Origin of the sequence: Serratia marcescens (assembly GCF_001902635.1) — a bacterium.
Classification (GTDB): domain Bacteria; phylum Pseudomonadota; class Gammaproteobacteria; order Enterobacterales; family Enterobacteriaceae; genus Serratia; species Serratia marcescens_F.
Map to the genome: position 1 here is coordinate 1 of NZ_MJAO01000016.1, position 18,637 is coordinate 18,637.

14 protein-coding genes are annotated in these 18,637 nt (G+C 61.6%); 8 read left to right on the top strand and 6 right to left on the bottom strand.

Annotated features, from left to right (window positions below):
- The coding region (locus BHU62_RS16285; RefSeq protein ID WP_073532934.1) for a transketolase family protein at positions 1-1,315 on the top strand (1,315 nt) is incomplete at its 5' end.
- 69 nt (positions 1,316-1,384) lie between these two features.
- Here BHU62_RS16285 and brnQ read toward each other — a convergent pair.
- The gene (gene brnQ / locus BHU62_RS16290; RefSeq protein ID WP_073533033.1) at positions 1,385-2,707 is read right to left on the bottom strand and encodes a branched-chain amino acid transport system II carrier protein; all 1,323 of its coding nucleotides are present in this window, start codon (positions 2,705-2,707) and stop codon (positions 1,385-1,387) included.
- Between the two features lie 353 nt (positions 2,708-3,060).
- On the opposite strand from brnQ, the gene BHU62_RS16295 reads away from it, so the two are divergent.
- The 3 genes from BHU62_RS16295 (at position 3,061) to BHU62_RS16305 (ending at position 7,060) form a co-directional block, all read left to right on the top strand.
- Positions 3,061-4,149: an ABC transporter substrate-binding protein gene (locus BHU62_RS16295; protein WP_073533034.1), complete on the top strand. Its 1,089-nt coding sequence runs from the start codon at positions 3,061-3,063 to the stop codon at positions 4,147-4,149.
- 78 nt (positions 4,150-4,227) lie between these two features.
- On the top strand, positions 4,228-5,997 hold the full coding sequence (locus tag BHU62_RS16300; RefSeq protein ID WP_073532935.1) for an ABC transporter permease: 1,770 nt from the start codon (positions 4,228-4,230) through the stop codon (positions 5,995-5,997).
- Entirely contained in the window at positions 5,990-7,060 is a 1,071-nt protein-coding gene (locus BHU62_RS16305) for an ABC transporter ATP-binding protein (protein WP_073532936.1), read from the top strand. The genes BHU62_RS16300 and BHU62_RS16305 overlap by 8 nt, the downstream gene beginning before the upstream one ends.
- Positions 7,061-7,090: 30 nt before the next feature.
- On the opposite strand, the gene BHU62_RS16310 is transcribed toward BHU62_RS16305, so the two are convergent.
- The 5 genes from BHU62_RS16310 to BHU62_RS16330 all read right to left on the bottom strand — a co-directional run bounded on the left by BHU62_RS16310 (position 7,091) and on the right by BHU62_RS16330 (position 13,804).
- The gene (locus BHU62_RS16310; RefSeq protein ID WP_073532937.1) at positions 7,091-8,056 is read right to left on the bottom strand and encodes a PDR/VanB family oxidoreductase; all 966 of its coding nucleotides are present in this window, start codon (positions 8,054-8,056) and stop codon (positions 7,091-7,093) included.
- A gap of 41 nt (positions 8,057-8,097) precedes the next feature.
- Positions 8,098-9,546, bottom strand: coding sequence for an NAD-dependent succinate-semialdehyde dehydrogenase (locus tag BHU62_RS16315; protein WP_073532938.1), 1,449 nt, complete (start codon positions 9,544-9,546; stop codon positions 8,098-8,100).
- A 47-nt stretch (positions 9,547-9,593) separates the two neighbouring features.
- Positions 9,594-10,718 (bottom strand): aromatic ring-hydroxylating oxygenase subunit alpha, encoded by a 1,125-nt coding sequence (locus BHU62_RS16320; RefSeq protein WP_073532939.1) that lies wholly within the window; start codon positions 10,716-10,718, stop codon positions 9,594-9,596.
- A gap of 26 nt (positions 10,719-10,744) precedes the next feature.
- Complete coding sequence (locus BHU62_RS16325) at positions 10,745-12,355, bottom strand: BCCT family transporter (RefSeq protein WP_073532940.1); 1,611 nt, start codon at positions 12,353-12,355, stop codon at positions 10,745-10,747.
- Between the two features lie 363 nt (positions 12,356-12,718).
- The gene (locus BHU62_RS16330) at positions 12,719-13,804 is read right to left on the bottom strand and encodes a tartrate dehydrogenase (protein ID WP_073532941.1); all 1,086 of its coding nucleotides are present in this window, start codon (positions 13,802-13,804) and stop codon (positions 12,719-12,721) included.
- A gap of 82 nt (positions 13,805-13,886) precedes the next feature.
- Between BHU62_RS16330 and BHU62_RS16335 the strand changes: the two genes are divergently transcribed.
- From BHU62_RS16335 to fbaA, 4 genes are all read left to right on the top strand, one after another.
- Positions 13,887-14,846: a LysR substrate-binding domain-containing protein gene (locus BHU62_RS16335; protein WP_321970035.1), complete on the top strand. Its 960-nt coding sequence runs from the start codon at positions 13,887-13,889 to the stop codon at positions 14,844-14,846.
- Positions 14,847-15,159: 313 nt separating this feature from the next.
- Entirely contained in the window at positions 15,160-16,176 is a 1,017-nt protein-coding gene (gene epd / locus BHU62_RS16340; RefSeq protein WP_016930032.1) for an erythrose-4-phosphate dehydrogenase, read from the top strand.
- A gap of 70 nt (positions 16,177-16,246) precedes the next feature.
- Entirely contained in the window at positions 16,247-17,410 is a 1,164-nt protein-coding gene (gene pgk, locus BHU62_RS16345; RefSeq protein ID WP_025160206.1) for a phosphoglycerate kinase, read from the top strand.
- Between the two features lie 116 nt (positions 17,411-17,526).
- The gene (fbaA, locus tag BHU62_RS16350) at positions 17,527-18,606 is read left to right on the top strand and encodes a class II fructose-bisphosphate aldolase (protein ID WP_025304179.1); all 1,080 of its coding nucleotides are present in this window, start codon (positions 17,527-17,529) and stop codon (positions 18,604-18,606) included.
- Positions 18,607-18,637: the final 31 nt, after the last annotated feature.

The window sequence follows — 18,637 nt, forward strand, 5'->3', positions numbered from 1 at the left end:
GATTGAAGAAGCCCGCAAGGTGACCGACAAGCCGTCGCTGCTGATGTGCAAGACCGTTATCGGCTTCGGTTCGCCGAACAAGGCCGGCACCCACGACGTGCACGGTGCCGCGCTGGGCGCTGCCGAAGTGGCCGCCACCCGCGAAGCGCTGGGCTGGAAATACGCCGCCTTTGAAATCCCGCAGGACATCTACGCCCAGTGGGACGCCAAAGAAGCCGGTCAGGCCAAAGAAGCGGCCTGGAACGACAAGTTCGCCGCCTACGCCAAGGCCTTCCCGGAGCAGGCTGCCGAGTTCAAGCGCCGTATGAACGGCGAGCTGCCGGCCGACTGGAAAGCCGACGCCAAAGCGTTCGTGGAAAAACTGCAGGCCAACCCGGCCAACATCGCCAGCCGCAAGGCATCGCAGAACGCGCTGGAAGCGTTCGGCAAGGTGCTGCCGGAGTTCCTGGGCGGCTCCGCCGACCTGGCGCCGAGCAACCTGACGATGTGGTCCGGTTCGAAAGCGCTGAACGTTGACCCGGCGGGCAACTACATTCATTACGGCGTGCGCGAGTTCGGCATGACCGCCATCACCAACGGCATCGCGCTGCACGGCGGCTTCCTGCCGTACTCGGCGACCTTCCTGATGTTCGTGGAATATGCCCGCAACGCGGTGCGTATGGCGGCGCTGATGAAGCTGCGCAACGTGTTCGTCTACACCCACGACTCCATCGGTCTGGGCGAAGACGGCCCGACCCACCAGCCGGTGGAGCAGCTGGCGAGCCTGCGCGTGACCCCGAACATGAGCACCTGGCGCCCGTGCGACCAGGTGGAATCGGCGGTGGCATGGCAGTACGGCATCGAGCGCAACGACGGCCCGACCACGCTGGTGTTCTCGCGCCAGAACCTGACGCAGCAGCCGCGCACCGCAGAGCAGCTGGCGAACGTGTACCGCGGCGGCTACGTGCTGAAAGACTGCGCGGGCACGCCGGAGGTCATCCTGATTGCCACCGGCTCCGAAGTGGGCATCACGGTGGACGCGGCGGACAAACTGACCACGGCGGGCCGCAAGGTGCGCGTGGTGTCGATGCCGTCGACCGATGCGTTCGACAAGCAGGATGCGGCGTACCGCGAGTCGGTGCTGCCGGCGGCGGTGACGGCGCGCGTGGCGGTGGAAGCGGGTATCGCGGACTACTGGTACAAGTACGTGGGCCTGAACGGCGCCATCGTGGGCATGACCACCTTCGGTGAGTCGGCGCCGGCGGAGCAGCTGTTCGCCGAGTTCGGCTTCACCGTGGACAACGTGGTGGCCAAGGCGCAGGCGCTGCTGAAGTAAGCAGCCTGGCGCAAGCCGATAAAAAAGCCGGTCATCATGACCGGCTTTTTTTATGGGCGTGACCCGTGCTTACGAAGCGGCGTTGGCGCTTTCGACGCTGCGCAAGCGGTCGTAAGCCGCCGCCAGCAACAGCACCAGCAGCGTAGGCTGCAGCCAGACCAGACCCTGTTCGGCCAGCGGCAGCTTATCGAACCAGGCGGGCAGCAGGCCGCTGAAGCTGGAGGCCTTCAGGCCGTCGGCGAGGCCAAACACCAGGCTGGTGGCGATCACCGGCGCGAAGACGCGTTTGGCGCTGCGCCAGCGGTTCTGGCTGAAGCTGAGCAACACCAGCGCGATGCAGGGTGGGTAGATCGCCGTCAGCACCGGCAGTGAGACGCGGATCAGATTGGTCAGCCCTATGTTGGAAACCAGCATGGCGAAGAGGGCCAGGATGACCACCAGCGTGCGGTAAGAGAGCGGCAGGTAGCGGGAGAAGAAGTCCGCGCAGGCGCAGGTCATGCCGACCGCCGTCACCAGGCAGGCGATGAACATCAGCACCGCCATAAAGACGCTGCCCAGGTCGCCGAAGGTATGTTGTACATAGGCGTGCAGGATTGCCGCACCATCCTGAGCGCCGCCGCCAACCAGGCTGCCGCTGCCGGCGCCGAGCTTGAACATGCAGATATAGACCAGCGTCAGGCCGACACCGGCGATCAGGCTGGCCCACAGGGTATAACGCAACAGCAGGCCGGCATCGCTGACGCCGCGCGAACGGGCGGCGGTGACGATAATCGATCCGAACATCAGCGCCGACAGCGTATCCATGGTTTGATAGCCCTGCACAAAGCCGGTGGAAAATGCCGAAGCCTGATAGCTGCCGACGGCGGATACCGGTGCTCCGGCGGGCCAGACCAGGGCGGCGATGCCCAACGCGGCCAGCGCCAGAATTTTCAGCGGTGCCAGAATATGGCCGACGTTATCGAGCAACCGGCCGGGGTACAGTGACACGATCATCGCCAGGGTAAAGAACAGCAGGCTGTAGATGAACTGCGGCAGGGCGCCGTCGCCGGTGAAGGGCGCGATGCCGAGGGCGAAAGAAACGTTGGCGGTACGCGGCGTGGCGAACAACGGGCCGAGCGCCAGATAGCAGACGGTCGCCAACAGCAGGCCGGCGGTGCGGCCGATGGGGCCGGTCAGCAGGCTGATGCTGCCGCCGACGCGCGCCAGCGCGATCACGGCGATCACCGGCAGGGCGACGGCGGTCACCATAAACCCGAGGGCGGCCGACCATAGATGCTCGCCGGACTGCAGGCCCACCAGCGGCGGGAAAATGATATTGCCGGCGCCGACAAACAGGGCGAAGGTCATAAAGCCCAGGGCGATAATGTCTTTCGGGGATAAATTCTTGGTCATAACGGTATTGCACTGCCTGTATTCATGAAATAAACGGCCTGGCTGCGACATGGAGAATTGCAGGGTGCAGCGAGCGCCCGCAAAATTTTCGGTGCGCAGCATATAATATTTTGACAAAAAAAACCTGAGTTACGCCGCTGAGCGGTTGTGGTTCGGGCCGATGCCAGGCGCTTTCTGATCCGCCGATTCTGCACGCCGTGCTACCACGAAGCCCGCTCTGCCGGGCTTTTTTGTTGGCTGAAAAATGTCCAACCTCACAAAACCGGAAGATAACAAAGCAATGCCGTTGCCTCATCATGGTTATTAACTATATGTTAATTTTTGGTTTATTAAATGTGATCAGGGGATGGATGATGATGACAAAAATCAGCGCGACCGTGGCTGCAATCACCTTACTGGGTTCCGTTTCCGCCTATGCGGCCTTCCCGGCGGGCTACCCCGCCGATTATCAGAAAGTGGTCGACGGTGCGAAGAAAGAAGGCAAGGTGGTGATTTACTCGACCACCGACACCAAGGCGGCGGCACCGCTGATCCAGGGATTCGAGGCGTTGTATCCGGGCATCAAGGTTGAATACAACGACATGAACAGCACCGAACTGTATAACCGCTTCATCAGCGAGCAGGCGGCCGGCGGCACCAGCGGCGACGTGGTGTGGAGCTCGTCGATGGATACCATTCTGAAGCTGGCGGGCGATTATGCACAGGACTACGCCTCCCCCGAGCAGCCTCAGCTGCCGAAATGGGCGGTATGGCAAGATAAGGTATACGGCACCACTTACGAGCCGGTGGTGTTTATCTATAACAAACGCCTGATCCCGCAAGGGGATGTGCCGGATTCGCACGCGGCGCTGGCTAAGCTGATCGCCGGCCAGACGGACAAGTTCAAGAAGAAAGTCACCACGTACGACATTGAGAAATCCGGCGTCGGCTTCATGCTGTCGGTGCAGGACTTCAAGGCCGATCCTGACTACTTCAAAACGCTGGCCGACGTGGCCAAAGGCGGGCTGGCGGTGCAATCCTCCACCGGCACTATGATGGAGCGCGTCTCCTCCGGTGAAAACCTGATCGGCTTCAATATCCTCGGTTCGTACGCCGAGGCCCGCGCCAAGAGCGATCCGTCGCTCGGCATCGTCTATCCGAAAGACTATACCCTGGTGCTGTCGCGCGTGAGCTTCATCAGCAAAGAGGCCGGCCACCCCAATGCTGCCAAGCTGTGGTTCGACTACGTGCTGTCGGAGAAAGGGCAAAATATTCTCGCCAATCAGGCGGATATCCCCTCGATCCGCAACGACATCGAAGGCCAGAACGACATCGACGGCATGACCAAGCGGCTGGGCAACGCGCTCAAGCCGATCCCGGTCGACGACAGCCTGCTGGAGTATCTGCAGCCGGCCAAACGTCTCGACTACATCAAACAGTGGCGCGCCGCCGCGGCGAAATAACAGGGACTGCATTCGGACGCGCGCCTGTTGCAGGGGCGCGCGCCCTTTGGTCGTCGTTTACAACCATAGGGAGCATTTATGCAAGCATGGCGCAGAAAGTGGCAGAGCCTGCCGCGCGGTCTGGTGGTGTTGATAACCGCGCTGGTTATCTATATCCCGCTGTCGTTTATCATCATTCAAAGCTTCCTCTCGGCTCCGTTTTTCTCTCCCTCCAAGGTCTTCAGCCTGGAGGCCTTCGAGTTCATCTTTACCGATCCGGATTTCTACAAGGCGCTGAGAAGCGGCTTTATTCTGGCATTTGGTCTGGTGATCATCGCCATCCCGCTGGGCGGCATTTTGGCTTTCTTGATGGTGCGCACCGATCTGCCGGGGCGGCGGATTATCGAACCGCTGATTCTGGTGCCGATCTTCGTGTCGCCGATGGTGCTGGGCTTCGGTTACGTGGTGGCGGCGGGGCCGGTGGGCTTCTTCTCGCTGTGGGCGGAGGCGCTGTTGGGCTTCGTGCCGTGGAACATCTATTCGATGGCCAGCATCGTGGTGATCGCCGGATTGACGCACGTGCCCCACGCGTATCTGTACATCTCCTCGGCGCTGCGCAGCGTGGGCTCCGACGTTGAAGAAGCGGCGCGCACCGCCGGCGCCACGCCGCTGCAGGTGATGACCGCCGTCAGTCTGCCGATGGTACGGCCGTCTATTCTGTACGCCGGGGTGTTGTTGTTCTTCCTCGGGCTGGAAGTGTTCGGCCTGATGCTGGTGCTGGGCGATCCGGAAGGCAACCTGGTACTGGCGACCTATCTGTACCAGTTGACCAACAAGCTGGGCACGCCGTCCTACCACCTGATGGCGGCGGTGGCGGTGGTGCTGATCTGCATCACCATTCCGCTGGTGATGCTGCAACGTCGGTTGATGCGCACCGCCAACCGTTTCGTCACCGTCAAGGGCAAAGCCTCGCAGGCCCGCGCGCTGCCGCTGGGCAAATGGCGCTGGGTGGCCGGCGCGGTGGTGGTGCTTTGGTTGACCATCACCATCGGCGTGCCGCTGGCTGGCGTGGTGCTGCGCGCCTTTATCTCCAACTGGGGCGTGGGCGTGTCGATATGGGACGAACTGTCGATCAACACCTTCCGCACCATCTGGGCGCAGCCCAACCTGCTACGCGCCATCGTCAACTCAATGGCGATTGGGGTGATCGGCGGGGCGCTGGCGGTGGCGTGCTACCTGTTTATCGGCATCGCCATGCACCGCAAGCCGGACGGCGCGACGCGCTTCCTCGACTACAGCGTGCTGGTGCCGCGCGCGGTGCCGGGGCTGCTGGCCGGTCTGGCATTCCTGTGGGTGTTTCTGTTCCTGCCGATGTGGCTGGACAAATCACTCAAGGAGGGCTGGCTGTCGGCGCTGCCGATGGCCGAGTGGCTGCGCGAGAACGGGATCGTCTGGCTGCGTTCGTTACGCAGCACCATCTTCAGCGTCTGGCTGGCGTACACCGTGGTATGGATGGCCTACGGCCTGCGGCTGATCTCCTCCACGTTGCTGCAGGTGGGGCCGGAGCTGGAAGAGGCGGCGCGCAGCGCCGGCGCCAGCCGCGGTCAGGTCACCCGACACGTCACTATTCCGCTGTCGCGCTACGGCCTGATCGGCTCCTGGCTGCTGATGTTCCTGATCTTTGAGCGCGAATATTCCACCGGGGTGTATCTATTGTCTCCAGGCACGGAAACCATCGGTTCGATGCTGGTTTCCCTGTGGGCCGCGGGCGCCATCGATATCGTCGCCGCGCTGTCGTTCATCAATATCCTGCTGGTGGTGCTGGGTTTGGGGATCGCCTTGCGCTTTGGAGTGAAATTACATGATTGAACTTTCAGTAGAAAATCTGCATTTGACCTATGGCGACAACCCGGTGCTGAAAGGGGTGTCGATGGAGCTGAAACGGGGCGAGGTGGTCTCGCTGCTGGGCCCGTCGGGCAGCGGCAAAACCACGTTGTTGCGGGCGGTGGCCGGGCTGGAGAAGCCGAGCCAGGGGCGGATCGTCATCGGCAACAGCGCGGTGTACAACGGCAGCGCGCGCAGCGAAATTCCCGCCGAAGAGCGCAACCTGGGGCTGGTGTTTCAGTCCTACGCGCTGTGGCCGCATAAAACGGTGTTTGAGAACGTCGCTTACCCGCTGAAGCTGCGTAAGATCGCCTCGGCGGAAATCACCCAGCGGGTGCAGGCGGTGCTGGACCAGCTCGGGTTGGGGCATCTGGCCAAACGCCATCCGCACCAACTCTCCGGCGGCCAGCAGCAGCGCGTGGCGATCGGGCGCGCGTTGATCTATAACCCGCCGGTGATCCTGCTGGATGAGCCGCTGTCCAACCTCGACGCCAAGCTGCGCGAAGAGGCGCGGGTATTCCTGCGCGAGCTGATTATCAAGCTCGGTCTGTCGGCGTTGATGGTGACTCACGATCAGAACGAGGCGATGGCCATCTCCGATCGCATTCTGCTGCTCAACAACGGCAAAATCGAACAGCAGGGCACGCCGCAGGAGATGTACGGTTCGCCCACCACGCTGTTTACCGCCGAGTTCATGGGCAGCAACAACCGGTTGCCGGGCAAGATCGTCGCGCTGGAGGGCGATCGGGCGTGCATCGAAGGCAAGGATTGGGCGCTGTGGGGCAAAGCGGGCGCGGGGTTGCAGGTCGGACAGGAGGGTTCGGCGGTGATCCGCGTGGAGCGCGTGCGGTTGGGCGAAGATCCGCAGGGCAACCAGCTTGAGCTACCACTGCTGACCAGCATGTATCTCGGCGATCGCTGGGAATACCTGTTCCGTACCGTGGCCGAAGATTTCGTGGTGCGTGCCTACGGGCACGAGGCGCGCGATCAGGCGCTTTGCCGGCTTTCTTTGCCGGCCGAGCATCTGTGGATATTCCCGAAAGCCTAGTCAGGACGCCCGCAGACGCGGGCGTTCCGTTTACAGATCAAGCACCAGCCGGTTGCCTTTGGCGCGCGAGCAGCAGATCAGCAGGGTTTGCTGCGCCGCGCGTTCTTCGTCGCTGAGATACTGATCGCGGTGATCGGCTTCCCCTTCGACGATGCGGGTTTCGCAGGTGCCGCAAATGCCTTCGCGGCACAGGCACTCGACCTTGGCCGCCTTGCTGTTTTCCAGCGCCTGCAGGATGGTCATGCCTTCCGCCACTTCGAGCTCAATGCCCGACCGAGCCAGCACCAGCGTAAAGGCCCCGCCCGCCGTATCTTCGGCGGCAAAGGCTTCGCTGTGCAAACGAGCGGGCTCGATACCCAGTTCGGCGGCGGTCTGGTAAACCGCTTCGTTCAGCGCCGCTGGGCCGCAAACGTAGATATGGGCGCCAGGTTCCACGTCGGCCAGCGTGCGGGCCAAATCCAACCGGCCGTTAAGGCGGGAGACATGGCAGCTGACGTTGCCGGCGAACGGTGCCTGCATCAGCTGTTGCTGGAAGGCGTTGTGCTCCTCGCTGTGGAAGCAGTAGTGCAGATGGTAACGCTGGCCGCTGCGCTGCAGCTCGTGCAGATGGGCCATAAACGGCGTGATGCCGATGCCGCCGGCGATCAGCACGTGATGCTGCGCCTCCGGCGCCAGCGCGAACAGGTTATTGGGGGTACTGATGGTCAGCGCATCGCCGATCGCCAGCCGATCGTGCATGAAGTCGGAACCGCCTTTGGAAGGGGACTCACGGCGCACGGCGATCTGGTAACGGTCGAGCTCGAACGGCGAGCTCAGCAGCGAATAGGCATTGCTGTAGCGTTGCTCGCCGTCCTGCATTTGCACGATGATGTGGCTGCCGCCGCTGAAGGCGGGCAGTGGCCGGCCTTGCGTATCCGCCAGGGTAAAGCGCTTGACCTGCGCGGTGACGGTTTCGATGTCGACGACGCGAACATCAAGCATCTGATAGCTGGTCATTCATTGGCTCCAAAGCGCGGGCGTCCCCGCGCATGAAAAAGTTATACCGCCTGGCACAGGTATTTGAGCTCCAGATAGTCTTCGATGCCGTATTCGGAGCCTTCACGCCCCAGGCCCGACTGTTTCACCCCGCCGAACGGCGCTACCTCGTTGGAGATAAGGCCGGTATTGATGCCGACCATGCCGTATTCCAGCCGCTCCGAAACGCGCCAGATGCGCGCTACATCGCGGGTGTAGAAGTAGGCGGCCAGCCCGTAGATGGTGTCGTTGGCTTGACGGATCGCTTCGGCTTCGTCATCGAACACCACCAGCGGCGCGACCGGGCCGAAGATCTCCTCTTCCAGCAGCAGTGAGCCGGGCTGCACGTCGCCCAGCACCGTCGGCGTGAAGAAATTGCCGCCCAGCGCGTGCGGCGTGGCGCCGGTCAGCACCTGAGCGCCTTTGCTCAGCGCGTCATCCAGCAGCTCCAGCACCTTGTCGCGCGCCTTGCGGTTGATCAGCGGGCCGATCTGCACGCCGGGTTCGAAGCCGTTGCCGACCTGCAGCGCCGCCACGCGGGCGACAAACTTCTCGGCGAACTGGGCGTAAACGCCGCGCTGCACGTAGAACCGGTTGACGCAGACGCAGGTCTGCCCGGCGTTGCGGTACTTGGCGATCAGCGCGCCTTCCACCGCGGCATCGATGTCGGCATCGTCAAACACGATGAATGGCGCATTACCGCCCAGTTCCAGCGACACTTTCTTGATGGTGTCCGAGCTCTGGCGCATCAGCAGCCTGCCCACCGGCGTGGAGCCGGTAAAGCTCAGCTTGCGCACCTGCGGGTGGCGGGTCAGCTCGGCGCCGATCGCCTGCGAGTTGCCGGTCACCACGTTGAACACCCCGGCGGGAATGCCGGCGCGCTCGGCCAGCTCGGCCATCGCCAGCGCCGAGTAAGGGGTTTCGTTGGCGGGTTTGACCACCAGCGTGCAGCCGGCCGCCAGCGCCGGCGCGGCCTTGCGGGTGATCATCGCCGCCGGGAAGTTCCAGGGCGTGATCGCCGCGCACACGCCGATGCCCTGCTTCAGCACCATCAGGCGTTTATCGCCGCTCGGCGAGGGAATGATGTCGCCATTGGTGCGCTTGGCCTGTTCGGCGAACCATTCGATAAAGGAGGCTGCGTAGCGGATCTCGCCCAGCGACTCCGCCAGCGGCTTGCCTTGCTCCAGCGTCATCAGGCTGGCCAAATCCTGCTGATGTTCCAGCATCAGTTCGAACCAGCGGCGCAGCAGCTGTGCGCGTTGCTGTGCCGGCAGCGTGCGCCAGCCTTCCAGCGCCTGCTGGGCGGCGTCGATCGCCCGTTGGGTTTCGGCCGTCGCCATGTTGGGCACGCTGCCGATGAGTTGGCCGGTGGCGGGATCGCTCACCGGCAGGGTTTCCTGGTTGTCGGCATCGCGCCATTGGCCGTTGATGTAGGCCTGTTGGCGGAATAGCGCCCGATCGGAAATATTCACAAAGAACCTCACAAGTCAGGGGGAGGGGGCCCGTGGGCCCCGTCGCATCAGGGTTGATAAACCTGCGCCAGCAGGTTGTGGAAGTGGGCGATGCCGTGTTCGCTGACGCCGCTGCCGGCGCCGTCGGCCATGATGCGCCCCTGGCCGCGATAGCCGCGCGATTTGAGGCCTTTTTGCACGCTCTCCACCAGCCGCAAATCTTCCGGGCGGAACACGTCGCGGTACCAGTCGATCAGCTTGAGCTGCTCGTCGCTCAAATCGGCGTTGGTGAAGTAGATGTCGTAGTGCTGCAGGGTGGTTTCCGCATCGACCGGGAACTCGTAAATCACCGTCATCATGCCTTCCAGCGGCGGCATGTTGAACATGGTGCACGGCCACAGCCAGATGCCGTGGAAGCTGGCTTCTTTGCCCTCTTCAAACTTGAACGACTGCTCGGAAGGGCGGGCGTAGCCGAACTGCAGCGTCCAGTTGCCGTGCAGGGTGTGCCAGTAGCGATCGACCTGCACCGAGTCGGCGAAGCCGGGGTGTGCCGGGCCGCAGTGGTAGCACTCGAGGTAGTTATCGACGATGTTCTTCCAATTGGCCGGGGTGCGGGTGACGAAGCGCGCCGCCAGCTTGAGATCGTCGACCTGCGGGCAGGCTTCGCGCACTTTGGCGCCGAGGCCCGGCAGCTGGTCTTCCACCGTACCGGCCTGCGGATCCAGATTGACGTAGATAAACCCGGCGTACTCTTCGACCCGCACCGGCATCAGGTGCGAGTTTTCTTTATCGAAGTTTTGCACGTTTTCACAGTTGCGCGCGTGCGCCAGTTCGCCGTCCAGCTTGAACGCCCAGGCGTGATAAGGGCAGGTGATGACGTTTTTCGCCCGGCCATCGCCCGCCAGCAGCTGGTGGCCGCGGTGCGGGCAGACGTTGTAAAAGGCACGCAGCACCTTGTCGCGGCCACGCACCACCAGAATGTTTTCACCGATGATCTCGCGGGTGATGTAGTCGTTCGGTTCGGCGAGCTCGCTGCGGTGTGCCACGCAGATCCAACTGGTGGCGAACACCTGCTCTTTTTCGTGATCGAACGCCGCCTGGTGGGTATAGAACCGGGCTGGAATGGTGTAAGCCTCGCGGGCGTCGGCGCAGAAATCTTTCGGTAAGGTAAATTCAGGGATCAGAGTGCTCATAAGTTAACCTTCCTCTTTTCTTATAGTCATTTCGCCATAGGGCGCGGTTGATACGACGATGAAGCGGAGACGTCGGCGGGTGGCGGTGCGTCGGGCTGCGCCGGCGCGCTGTTTTCGATCAGGTGCGCCGGGATGGCCGCGTAGTCCTGCTTCAGCCAGCGGGCGAAGCCGTAGGTTTTCACCAGCAGCACCAGCAGGAACGGCAGCGCGGTCAGGATCACCGTGGTTTTCATGGTGTCCAGCGAAGCGCCGGTAAACAGAATAGAAAGCGGGATCAGGGTGATCACTACACACCAGAACAAGCGCAGCATCGGGCTGGGATCTTGCCCTTCCTGCAGGTTGCGGGTGCTGGTGGCGGCCATGGTGTAGGCCACCGCGTCCATGTGCGAGGCCAGGAAAATGATCATGATGAACAGATAGGCGGCCAGGAACAGTTTGCCGAGCGGCAGCGCCGTCAGCAGCATCTGCACGGCGGTTTCGCCGCCCTGGTTGCTGAGGATCTCCGGCACGTTGAGCTGCCCGCTGATGAACTGGTGCATGGCGTAGCTTTCCAGCGAGCCGAAGAAGAACCAGCAGCCGAGGGTGCTGCCGAGCAACAGCGCCCAGATCACCTCTTTAATCTTGCGGCCGCGCGAGACGCGGGTCACGAACATCGCCACGCCGGGGGTATAGGAGATCCACCACAGCCAGTAGAACACGGTCCAACTGCGGCTGAAGCTGCCGTCGCCCATCGGATCGGTGAACAGGCTCATCTGCAGGAAGTTCTGCGCCGTCAGGCCGATGGCGTTGATGGTGTTGTTGATGGTGAACTCGGTCGGGCCGACCAGCAGCACCAGCCCGGCGAAGGCGAACGCGCCCCAGCCGACCATTTTGCTCAAGCGCTGCATGCCGCCGTCGATGCCGATGTAGGAGCTGAGGCAGAAGATCACCGCCGCCAGCAGGATCACCGTCGCCTGCACCGCGAAGTTGTCCGGGATACCGGTCAGCGCCGTCAGCCCGCGGGTAAAGGTGGAGGCGGTCAGCACCAGCGAGATGGTGAGCGCGCCGACGGTGGCGACCAGGAAGATCAGATCCACCGCCCGCCCGACCGGGCCGTTGGCGCGCACGCCGGTGATGGCGGAAATGATCCCCGACAGGCTGAGCCCTTTGTTCTTACGCACGTGGAAGTGGTAGGCCATGATCAGCGAGGCGAGGGCGTAGGTCGCCCAGGCGCTCAGCCCCCAGTGGAAGAAGGAGTAGCTGATGCTGTATTCCAGCGCCTTCGGGGTGCGCGGCGCGATGTTCAGCCCCGGCGTCTGGTAATAATACGCCCATTCCATCACCCCCCAGTACAGGGTGGACGAGCCCAGGCCGGCGCAGATGAACATGAACAGCCAGGCCAGCGTGGAGTATTGCGGTTTGCCTTCGCCGAGGCGGATGTTGCCGTATTTGCTCAACGCCAGATACAACACCACCAGCAGGGCGATCAGCACCAGAATTTGGATGGTTGAACCGAACAGCCGGGTGACGCCGTTGAAAATGGTGTTGGCGATAAGCGCGGATTTAGCCGGAAAGAGCATCAGGCAAATGGCGATCAGCGCAATGCTGCACAGGCTGATGGCGATGAGCGTGACATCCTTTTTAGGGTTGCTCTGCATGGGAGTGAACTCCTGTTATCGGTGGTGGGCCGGTGCGCGAAGCGTAGGGGGCGCCCGGGCCTTATTGGTTTGAACCCTTTGTTTTGTTACACCGCGAGGAGTAAACGCCCCGGCAGGACGTTGCCGGGAATATTTACTCTTCATTAACATTTTCGAGTGTGCACAAATTACAGGAGGGCCACAATTGGGGCATCTGTAAAAGGATAAAACACAGTATGTAAACAATTTGTTGTGATCTTGACCGGGGTATTGGCGTGCTTTCTGCGGTGGTTTTCAGCGGATTTGCGGCAGTGATCGAGCAGGAAAAACAGGTGCGGCAAAGCAGGGCGCCGGAAGGCGCCCTGCGGGGGAAACAGCGTGGTTTCAGCGTTGCAGCAGGGCGGCGATCGCCTGGCCGACTTGCTGAGTAGACGCGTCGCCGCGCATGTCCGGCGTGCGCGGCCCGTCGGCGATGATGCGCTCGATCGCTTGCAGGATGCCGTCGTGCGCCTGGCGGTAGCGGATATCGCCGTCGCCGAGGAAGTCCAGCATCATCGCGCCGCTCCAGATCATGGCGATCGGGTTGGCGATGTTCTTGCCGAAAATGTCCGGCGCCGAGCCGTGCACCGGTTCGAACAGCGACGGGAAGTTGCGCTCCGGGTTCAGGTTGGCCGATGGCGCGATGCCGATGGTGCCGGTGCAGGCCGGCCCGAGATCCGACAAAATATCGCCGAACAGGTTGGAGGCCACCACCACGTCGAAGCGTTCGGGATTAAGCACGAAGCGCGCGCATAGAATATCGATGTGCTGTTTGTCCCAGCCGATGTCGGGGTACTGGCGTGCCATCTCCGCTACGCGCTCATCCCAGTACGGCATGCTGATGGCCATGCCGTTGGACTTGGTGGCGGCGGTCAGGCGTTTGCGCGGGCGCTGCTGCGCCAGTTCAAAGGCGTATTTCAGAATGCGGTCCACGCCTTGACGAGTGAAGACCGATTCCTGAATCACCATCTCGCGCTCGGTGCCTTCGAACATCCGCCCGCCGAGCGAGGAGTATTCCCCTTCGGTATTTTCGCGCACCACGTAGAAATCGATGTCGCCCGGCTGCTTGTTCGCCAGCGGGCAGGGCACGCCGGGGAACAGCCGCACCGGGCGCAGGTTGACGTACTGCTCGAAGTCGCGGCGGAATTTCAGCAGCGAACCCCACAGTGAAATGTGATCGGGCACCGTATCCGGCCAGCCGACGGCGCCGAAGTAGATGGCGTCGAAGCCCTTGAGCTGCTCAAACCAGTCGCCCGGCATCATCTGGCCGTGGTGCTGGTAGTAGTCGCAGCTGGCCCACTCGAAGGTGTCGAATTCCAGCGACAGATCCCAGCGCGCCGCCGCCGCCTGCAATACCCGTATGCCTTCCGGCAACACTTCCCGCCCGATACCGTCCCCGGGGATAGCGGCAATCTTGTAAGTTTTGCTCATACAGAGGTCTCATTTGTAGGTAGGGGAGATTGACAACACTGTTATCCTATAATTGACTAACTGTTAATCAATCGCGAAAACGGTGAAACATAAAACACGAATCATGAACAATATGCCGATCCTGAGTGACCTGCGGGTGTTCGTGCTGGTGGCGCGCCGCGCCGGGTTCGCCGCCGCCGCCGAAGAGCTGGGCGTTTCGCCGGCCTTTATCAGCAAGCGCATAGCGTTGCTGGAAAAGGCGTTGGACGTGTCGTTGCTGCACCGCACCACGCGGCGGGTGGCGATCACCGAAGACGGCGAGCGGATCTACGAATGGGCGCAGCGCATTCTGAATGACGTCGATCAGATGATGGATGAACTGTCCGAAGTGCGTCAGGCGCCGCAGGGCATGCTGCGCGTAGTCAGCAGCTTCGGTTTCGGCCGACGCTTCGTGGCCCCGGCGCTGTCGGCGCTGGCGCGGGAGTATCCGCAGTTGGAGCTGCGGCTCGACGTTTCCGATCGGCTGGTGGATCTGGTCAGCGAAGGCTTCGATCTGGATATCCGCATCGGCGACGACATCGCCCCCAATCTGATCGCGCGCAAACTGGCGGACAACCAGCGCATCCTGTGCGCTTCGCCGGCGTATTTACAGCGCCACGGCGTGCCGAAAAGCCCGGCGGAGCTGGCGGGCCGCGCTTGCCTGGTGATCAAGGAGCGCGATCACCCGTTCGGGCTGTGGCGGCTGCAGGGGCCGGGCGGCGAAGAGACGGTGAAGGTGACGGGGGCGCTGGCGTCGAACCACGGCGAAATTGTGCATCAGTGGTGCCTGGACGGGCAGGGCGTTGCACTGCGTTCCGCCTGGGACGTGAAAGAGAACATCGACAGCGGCCGGTTGGTGCACATCCTGCCGGAGTATTATCAGCCGGCCAACATCTGGGCGGTGTACGTTTCCCGGCTGGCAACGTCGGCGAAAGTGCGGGTGACGGTCGAATTTTTGCGCGACTATTTCCGTGAGCACTATGGCGAAACGGGGTCGGCGAGTGAAAATCCGTCGCGGCCTTAAGGTCAAAAATGTGCGCCAGATCATCTTATGCTCGTAAAACTCCTCTCCGTTACTTGTGGAACTGTTGCACCTGTTCCTTTTGGCAAAACTTTGGTTTATGCTCAGCTGAAGCGTTTCAGTTGAGATACTCTTCGACAGAAATGCCGATGTGACGGCGGCGAAAAGCCGCTGAAGCGCGGGAATAATGCAAACGCGGCGATTCACAGCGGGCGGTGCGATCCACTACTCTATGCGGGTTAGTGAGACAACCAGTCAGCGCCGGCCCGGCGCCGGTGAGTCAGCCCGGCGGGGACGGCCCTTTTTCAGGAGCAGCATGACCATCCGCATAGCGATAAACGGCTTTGGCCGCATCGGCCGCAGCGTATTGCGCGCACTGTACGAATCGGGACGACGGGCGGAAATCTCCGTGGTGGCGATCAACGAGTTGGCGAACGCCGAGGGCATGGCCCATCTGCTGAAGTACGACTCCAGCCACGGCCGCTTCGCCTGGGATGTACGGCAGGAATGCGACACGCTGAACGTCGGGGACGACGCGATTCGTCTGTTGCATCAGCCGGCGGTGGAGCAGTTGCCCTGGGGCGAACTGGGCGTCGACGTGGTGCTGGATTGCAGCGGCGTGTACGGCAGCCGGGCGGATGGCGAAGCCCATCTGGCGGCGGGGGCGAAGAAAGTGCTGTTCGCCCATCCGGGCGGCAACGATCTGGACGCCACCATCGTGTTCGGCGTCAATCATCAGACGCTGCTGGCGGAGCATCGCATCGTTTCCAACGCCTCGTGCACCACCAACTGCATTATTCCGGTGATCAAGCTGCTGGACGACGCCTACAGCATCGAATCCGGCACCGTGACCACCATTCACTCGGCGATGAACGATCAGCCGGTGATCGACGCGTATCACGCGGATTTGCGGCGTACCCGCGCGGCGAGCCAGTCGATCATTCCGGTCGACACCAAGCTGGCCGCGGGCATCACCCGCATTTTCCCGCAGTTTTGCGATCGCTTCGAGGCGATCTCGGTGCGCGTGCCGACCATCAACGTGACGGCTATCGATCTCAGCGTCAGCGTCAGCGCCGCGGTGAAGGTAGCGGAGGTCAACCAGTTGTTGCAAAAGGCCGCACGGGAATCATTTCGTGGTATAGTTGACTACACGGAATTACCATTGGTCTCGATCGATTTTAACCATGACCCGCACAGCGCTATCGTCGACGGTACGCAAACCCGGGTCAGCGGGCAGCACCTGATAAAGACCTTGGTCTGGTGCGACAATGAATGGGGCTTTGCCAATCGGATGTTGGATACAACACGGGCAATGGCCGCCAGCGGTTTCTAGTACGGCGGCGCCGGCGCGGCTGGCGCGCTGCTCAGGCAATTTTATAGAGATTCAATAAAGAGGGTTCACCATGTCTGTAATTAAGATGACCGATCTGGATCTGGCGGGTAAACGCGTACTGATCCGCTCCGATCTGAACGTGCCGGTAAAAGACGGTAAAGTGACTTCCGACGCGCGTATCCGCGCTTCCCTGCCGACTATCGAAGCTGCGCTGAAGCAAGGCGCCCGCGTGATGGTAACCTCCCACCTGGGTCGCCCTACTGAAGGCGAGTACAACGAAGAATTCTCTCTGCTGCCTGTCGTCAACTACCTGAAAGATCATCTGAAATCCCCAGTGCGTCTGGCGAAGGACTATCTGGATGGCGTCGACGTCGCCGAAGGCGAACTGGTGGTGCTGGAAAACGTCCGTTTCAACAAGGGCGAGAAGAAAGACGACGAAACCCTGTCCAAGAAATACGCGGCGCTGTGCGACGTGTACGTGATGGACGCGTTCGGCACCGCGCACCGCGCGCAGGCTTCCACCCACGGCGTGGGCAAGTTCGCGCCTGTCGCCTGTGCCGGCCCGCTGCTGTCCGCCGAGCTGGAAGCGCTGGGCAAGGCCTTGGGCAACCCGGCCCGTCCGATGGTCGCCATCGTGGGCGGTTCTAAAGTGTCCACCAAACTGACCGTGCTGGATTCCCTGTCCAAAATCGCCGATCAGCTGATCGTCGGTGGCGGCATCGCCAACACCTTCGTAGCGGCGCAGGGCAACAACGTGGGCCAGTCCCTGTACGAACCTGACCTGATCCCGAACGCGCAGAAACTGCTGGAAACCTGCGACATCCCGGTTCCGACCGACGTGCGTGTCGCGACCGAGTTCTCCGAAACCGCGACCGCGACCGTGAAGCAGGCCAACGAGATCCAGGACAACGAGCAAATTCTGGATATGGGCGACGTCTCTGCCGAGCGTCTGGCCGTTATCCTGAAGAACGCCAAAACCATTCTGTGGAATGGCCCGGTTGGCGTATTCGAGTTCCCTAACTTCCGTAAGGGCACCGAAATTGTCGCCCGCGCGATCGCCGATAGCGACGCTTTCTCTATCGCTGGCGGCGGCGACACTCTGGCAGCCATCGATCTGTTCGGTATCGCTGACAAAATTTCCTACATCTCCACCGGCGGTGGCGCATTCCTGGAGTTCGTTGAAGGGAAACCGCTGCCTGCAGTCGTGATGCTGGAAGAGCGCGCTAAGCAGTAATTCAGACAACGGGAGGCGAAAGCCGCCCGTTTGTTTTATACCGCGCGGCTAATGCTGCGCGGCGTGAAAACATCGATTTACATCCATCTACGGCCGACGAAACAGGACAAAGTAACATGTCTAAAATTTTTGATTTCGTAAAACCGGGTGTCATCACGGGTGATGACGTTCAGAAAGTCTTCGCAGTTGCTAAAGAGAACAACTTTGCGCTGCCAGCGGTAAACTGCGTGGGTACCGACTCCATCAACGCAGTGCTGGAAGCCGCGGCTAAAGTGCGCGCGCCGGTCATCGTTCAGTTCTCCAACGGCGGCGCCGCGTTCATCGCTGGCAAAGGCGTGAAGACCGATGTGCCTCAGGGCGCAGCGATTCTGGGCGCCATCTCTGGCGCACACCACGTTCACCAGATGGCTGAACACTACGGCGTGCCGGTGATCCTGCACACCGACCACTGCGCGAAGAAACTGCTGCCATGGCTGGACGGCCTGCTGGACGCCGGCGAGAAGCACTTCGCCGCTACCGGCAAACCGCTGTTCTCTTCCCACATGATCGATCTGTCTGAAGAATCTCTGGAAGAAAACATCGAGATCTGCAGCGCCTACCTGAAGCGCATGGCCAAAATCGGCATGACGCTGGAAATCGAACTGGGCTGCACCGGCGGTGAAGAAGATGGCGTGGACAACAGCCATATGGACGCTTCCGCACTGTACACCCAGCCGGAAGACGTGGCTTACGCGTACGAAAAACTGAACGCCATCAGCCCGCGCTTCACCATCGCTGCCTCCTTCGGTAACGTGCACGGCGTGTACAAGCCAGGCAACGTTAAGCTGACTCCGACCATCCTGCGTGATTCTCAGGACTACGTGTCCAAGAAATTCAACCTGCCGCACAACAGCCTGAACTTCGTGTTCCACGGCGGTTCCGGTTCTACCGACGCAGAGATCAAAGAGTCTGTGGGCTACGGCGTGATCAAGATGAACATCGACACCGACACCCAATGGGCGACCTGGGACGGCATCCTGCAGTACTACAAAGCGAACGAAGCTTACCTGCAGGGCCAGCTGGGCAACCCGAAAGGCGCCGATCAGCCGAACAAGAAATACTACGATCCACGCGTATGGCTGCGCGCAGCGCAGACCAGCATGGTGACGCGTCTGGAGCAGGCCTTCAAAGATCTGAACGCGGTAGACGTTCTGTAATCTTCGGCACCTGTTGCACGATGCAAAAGGC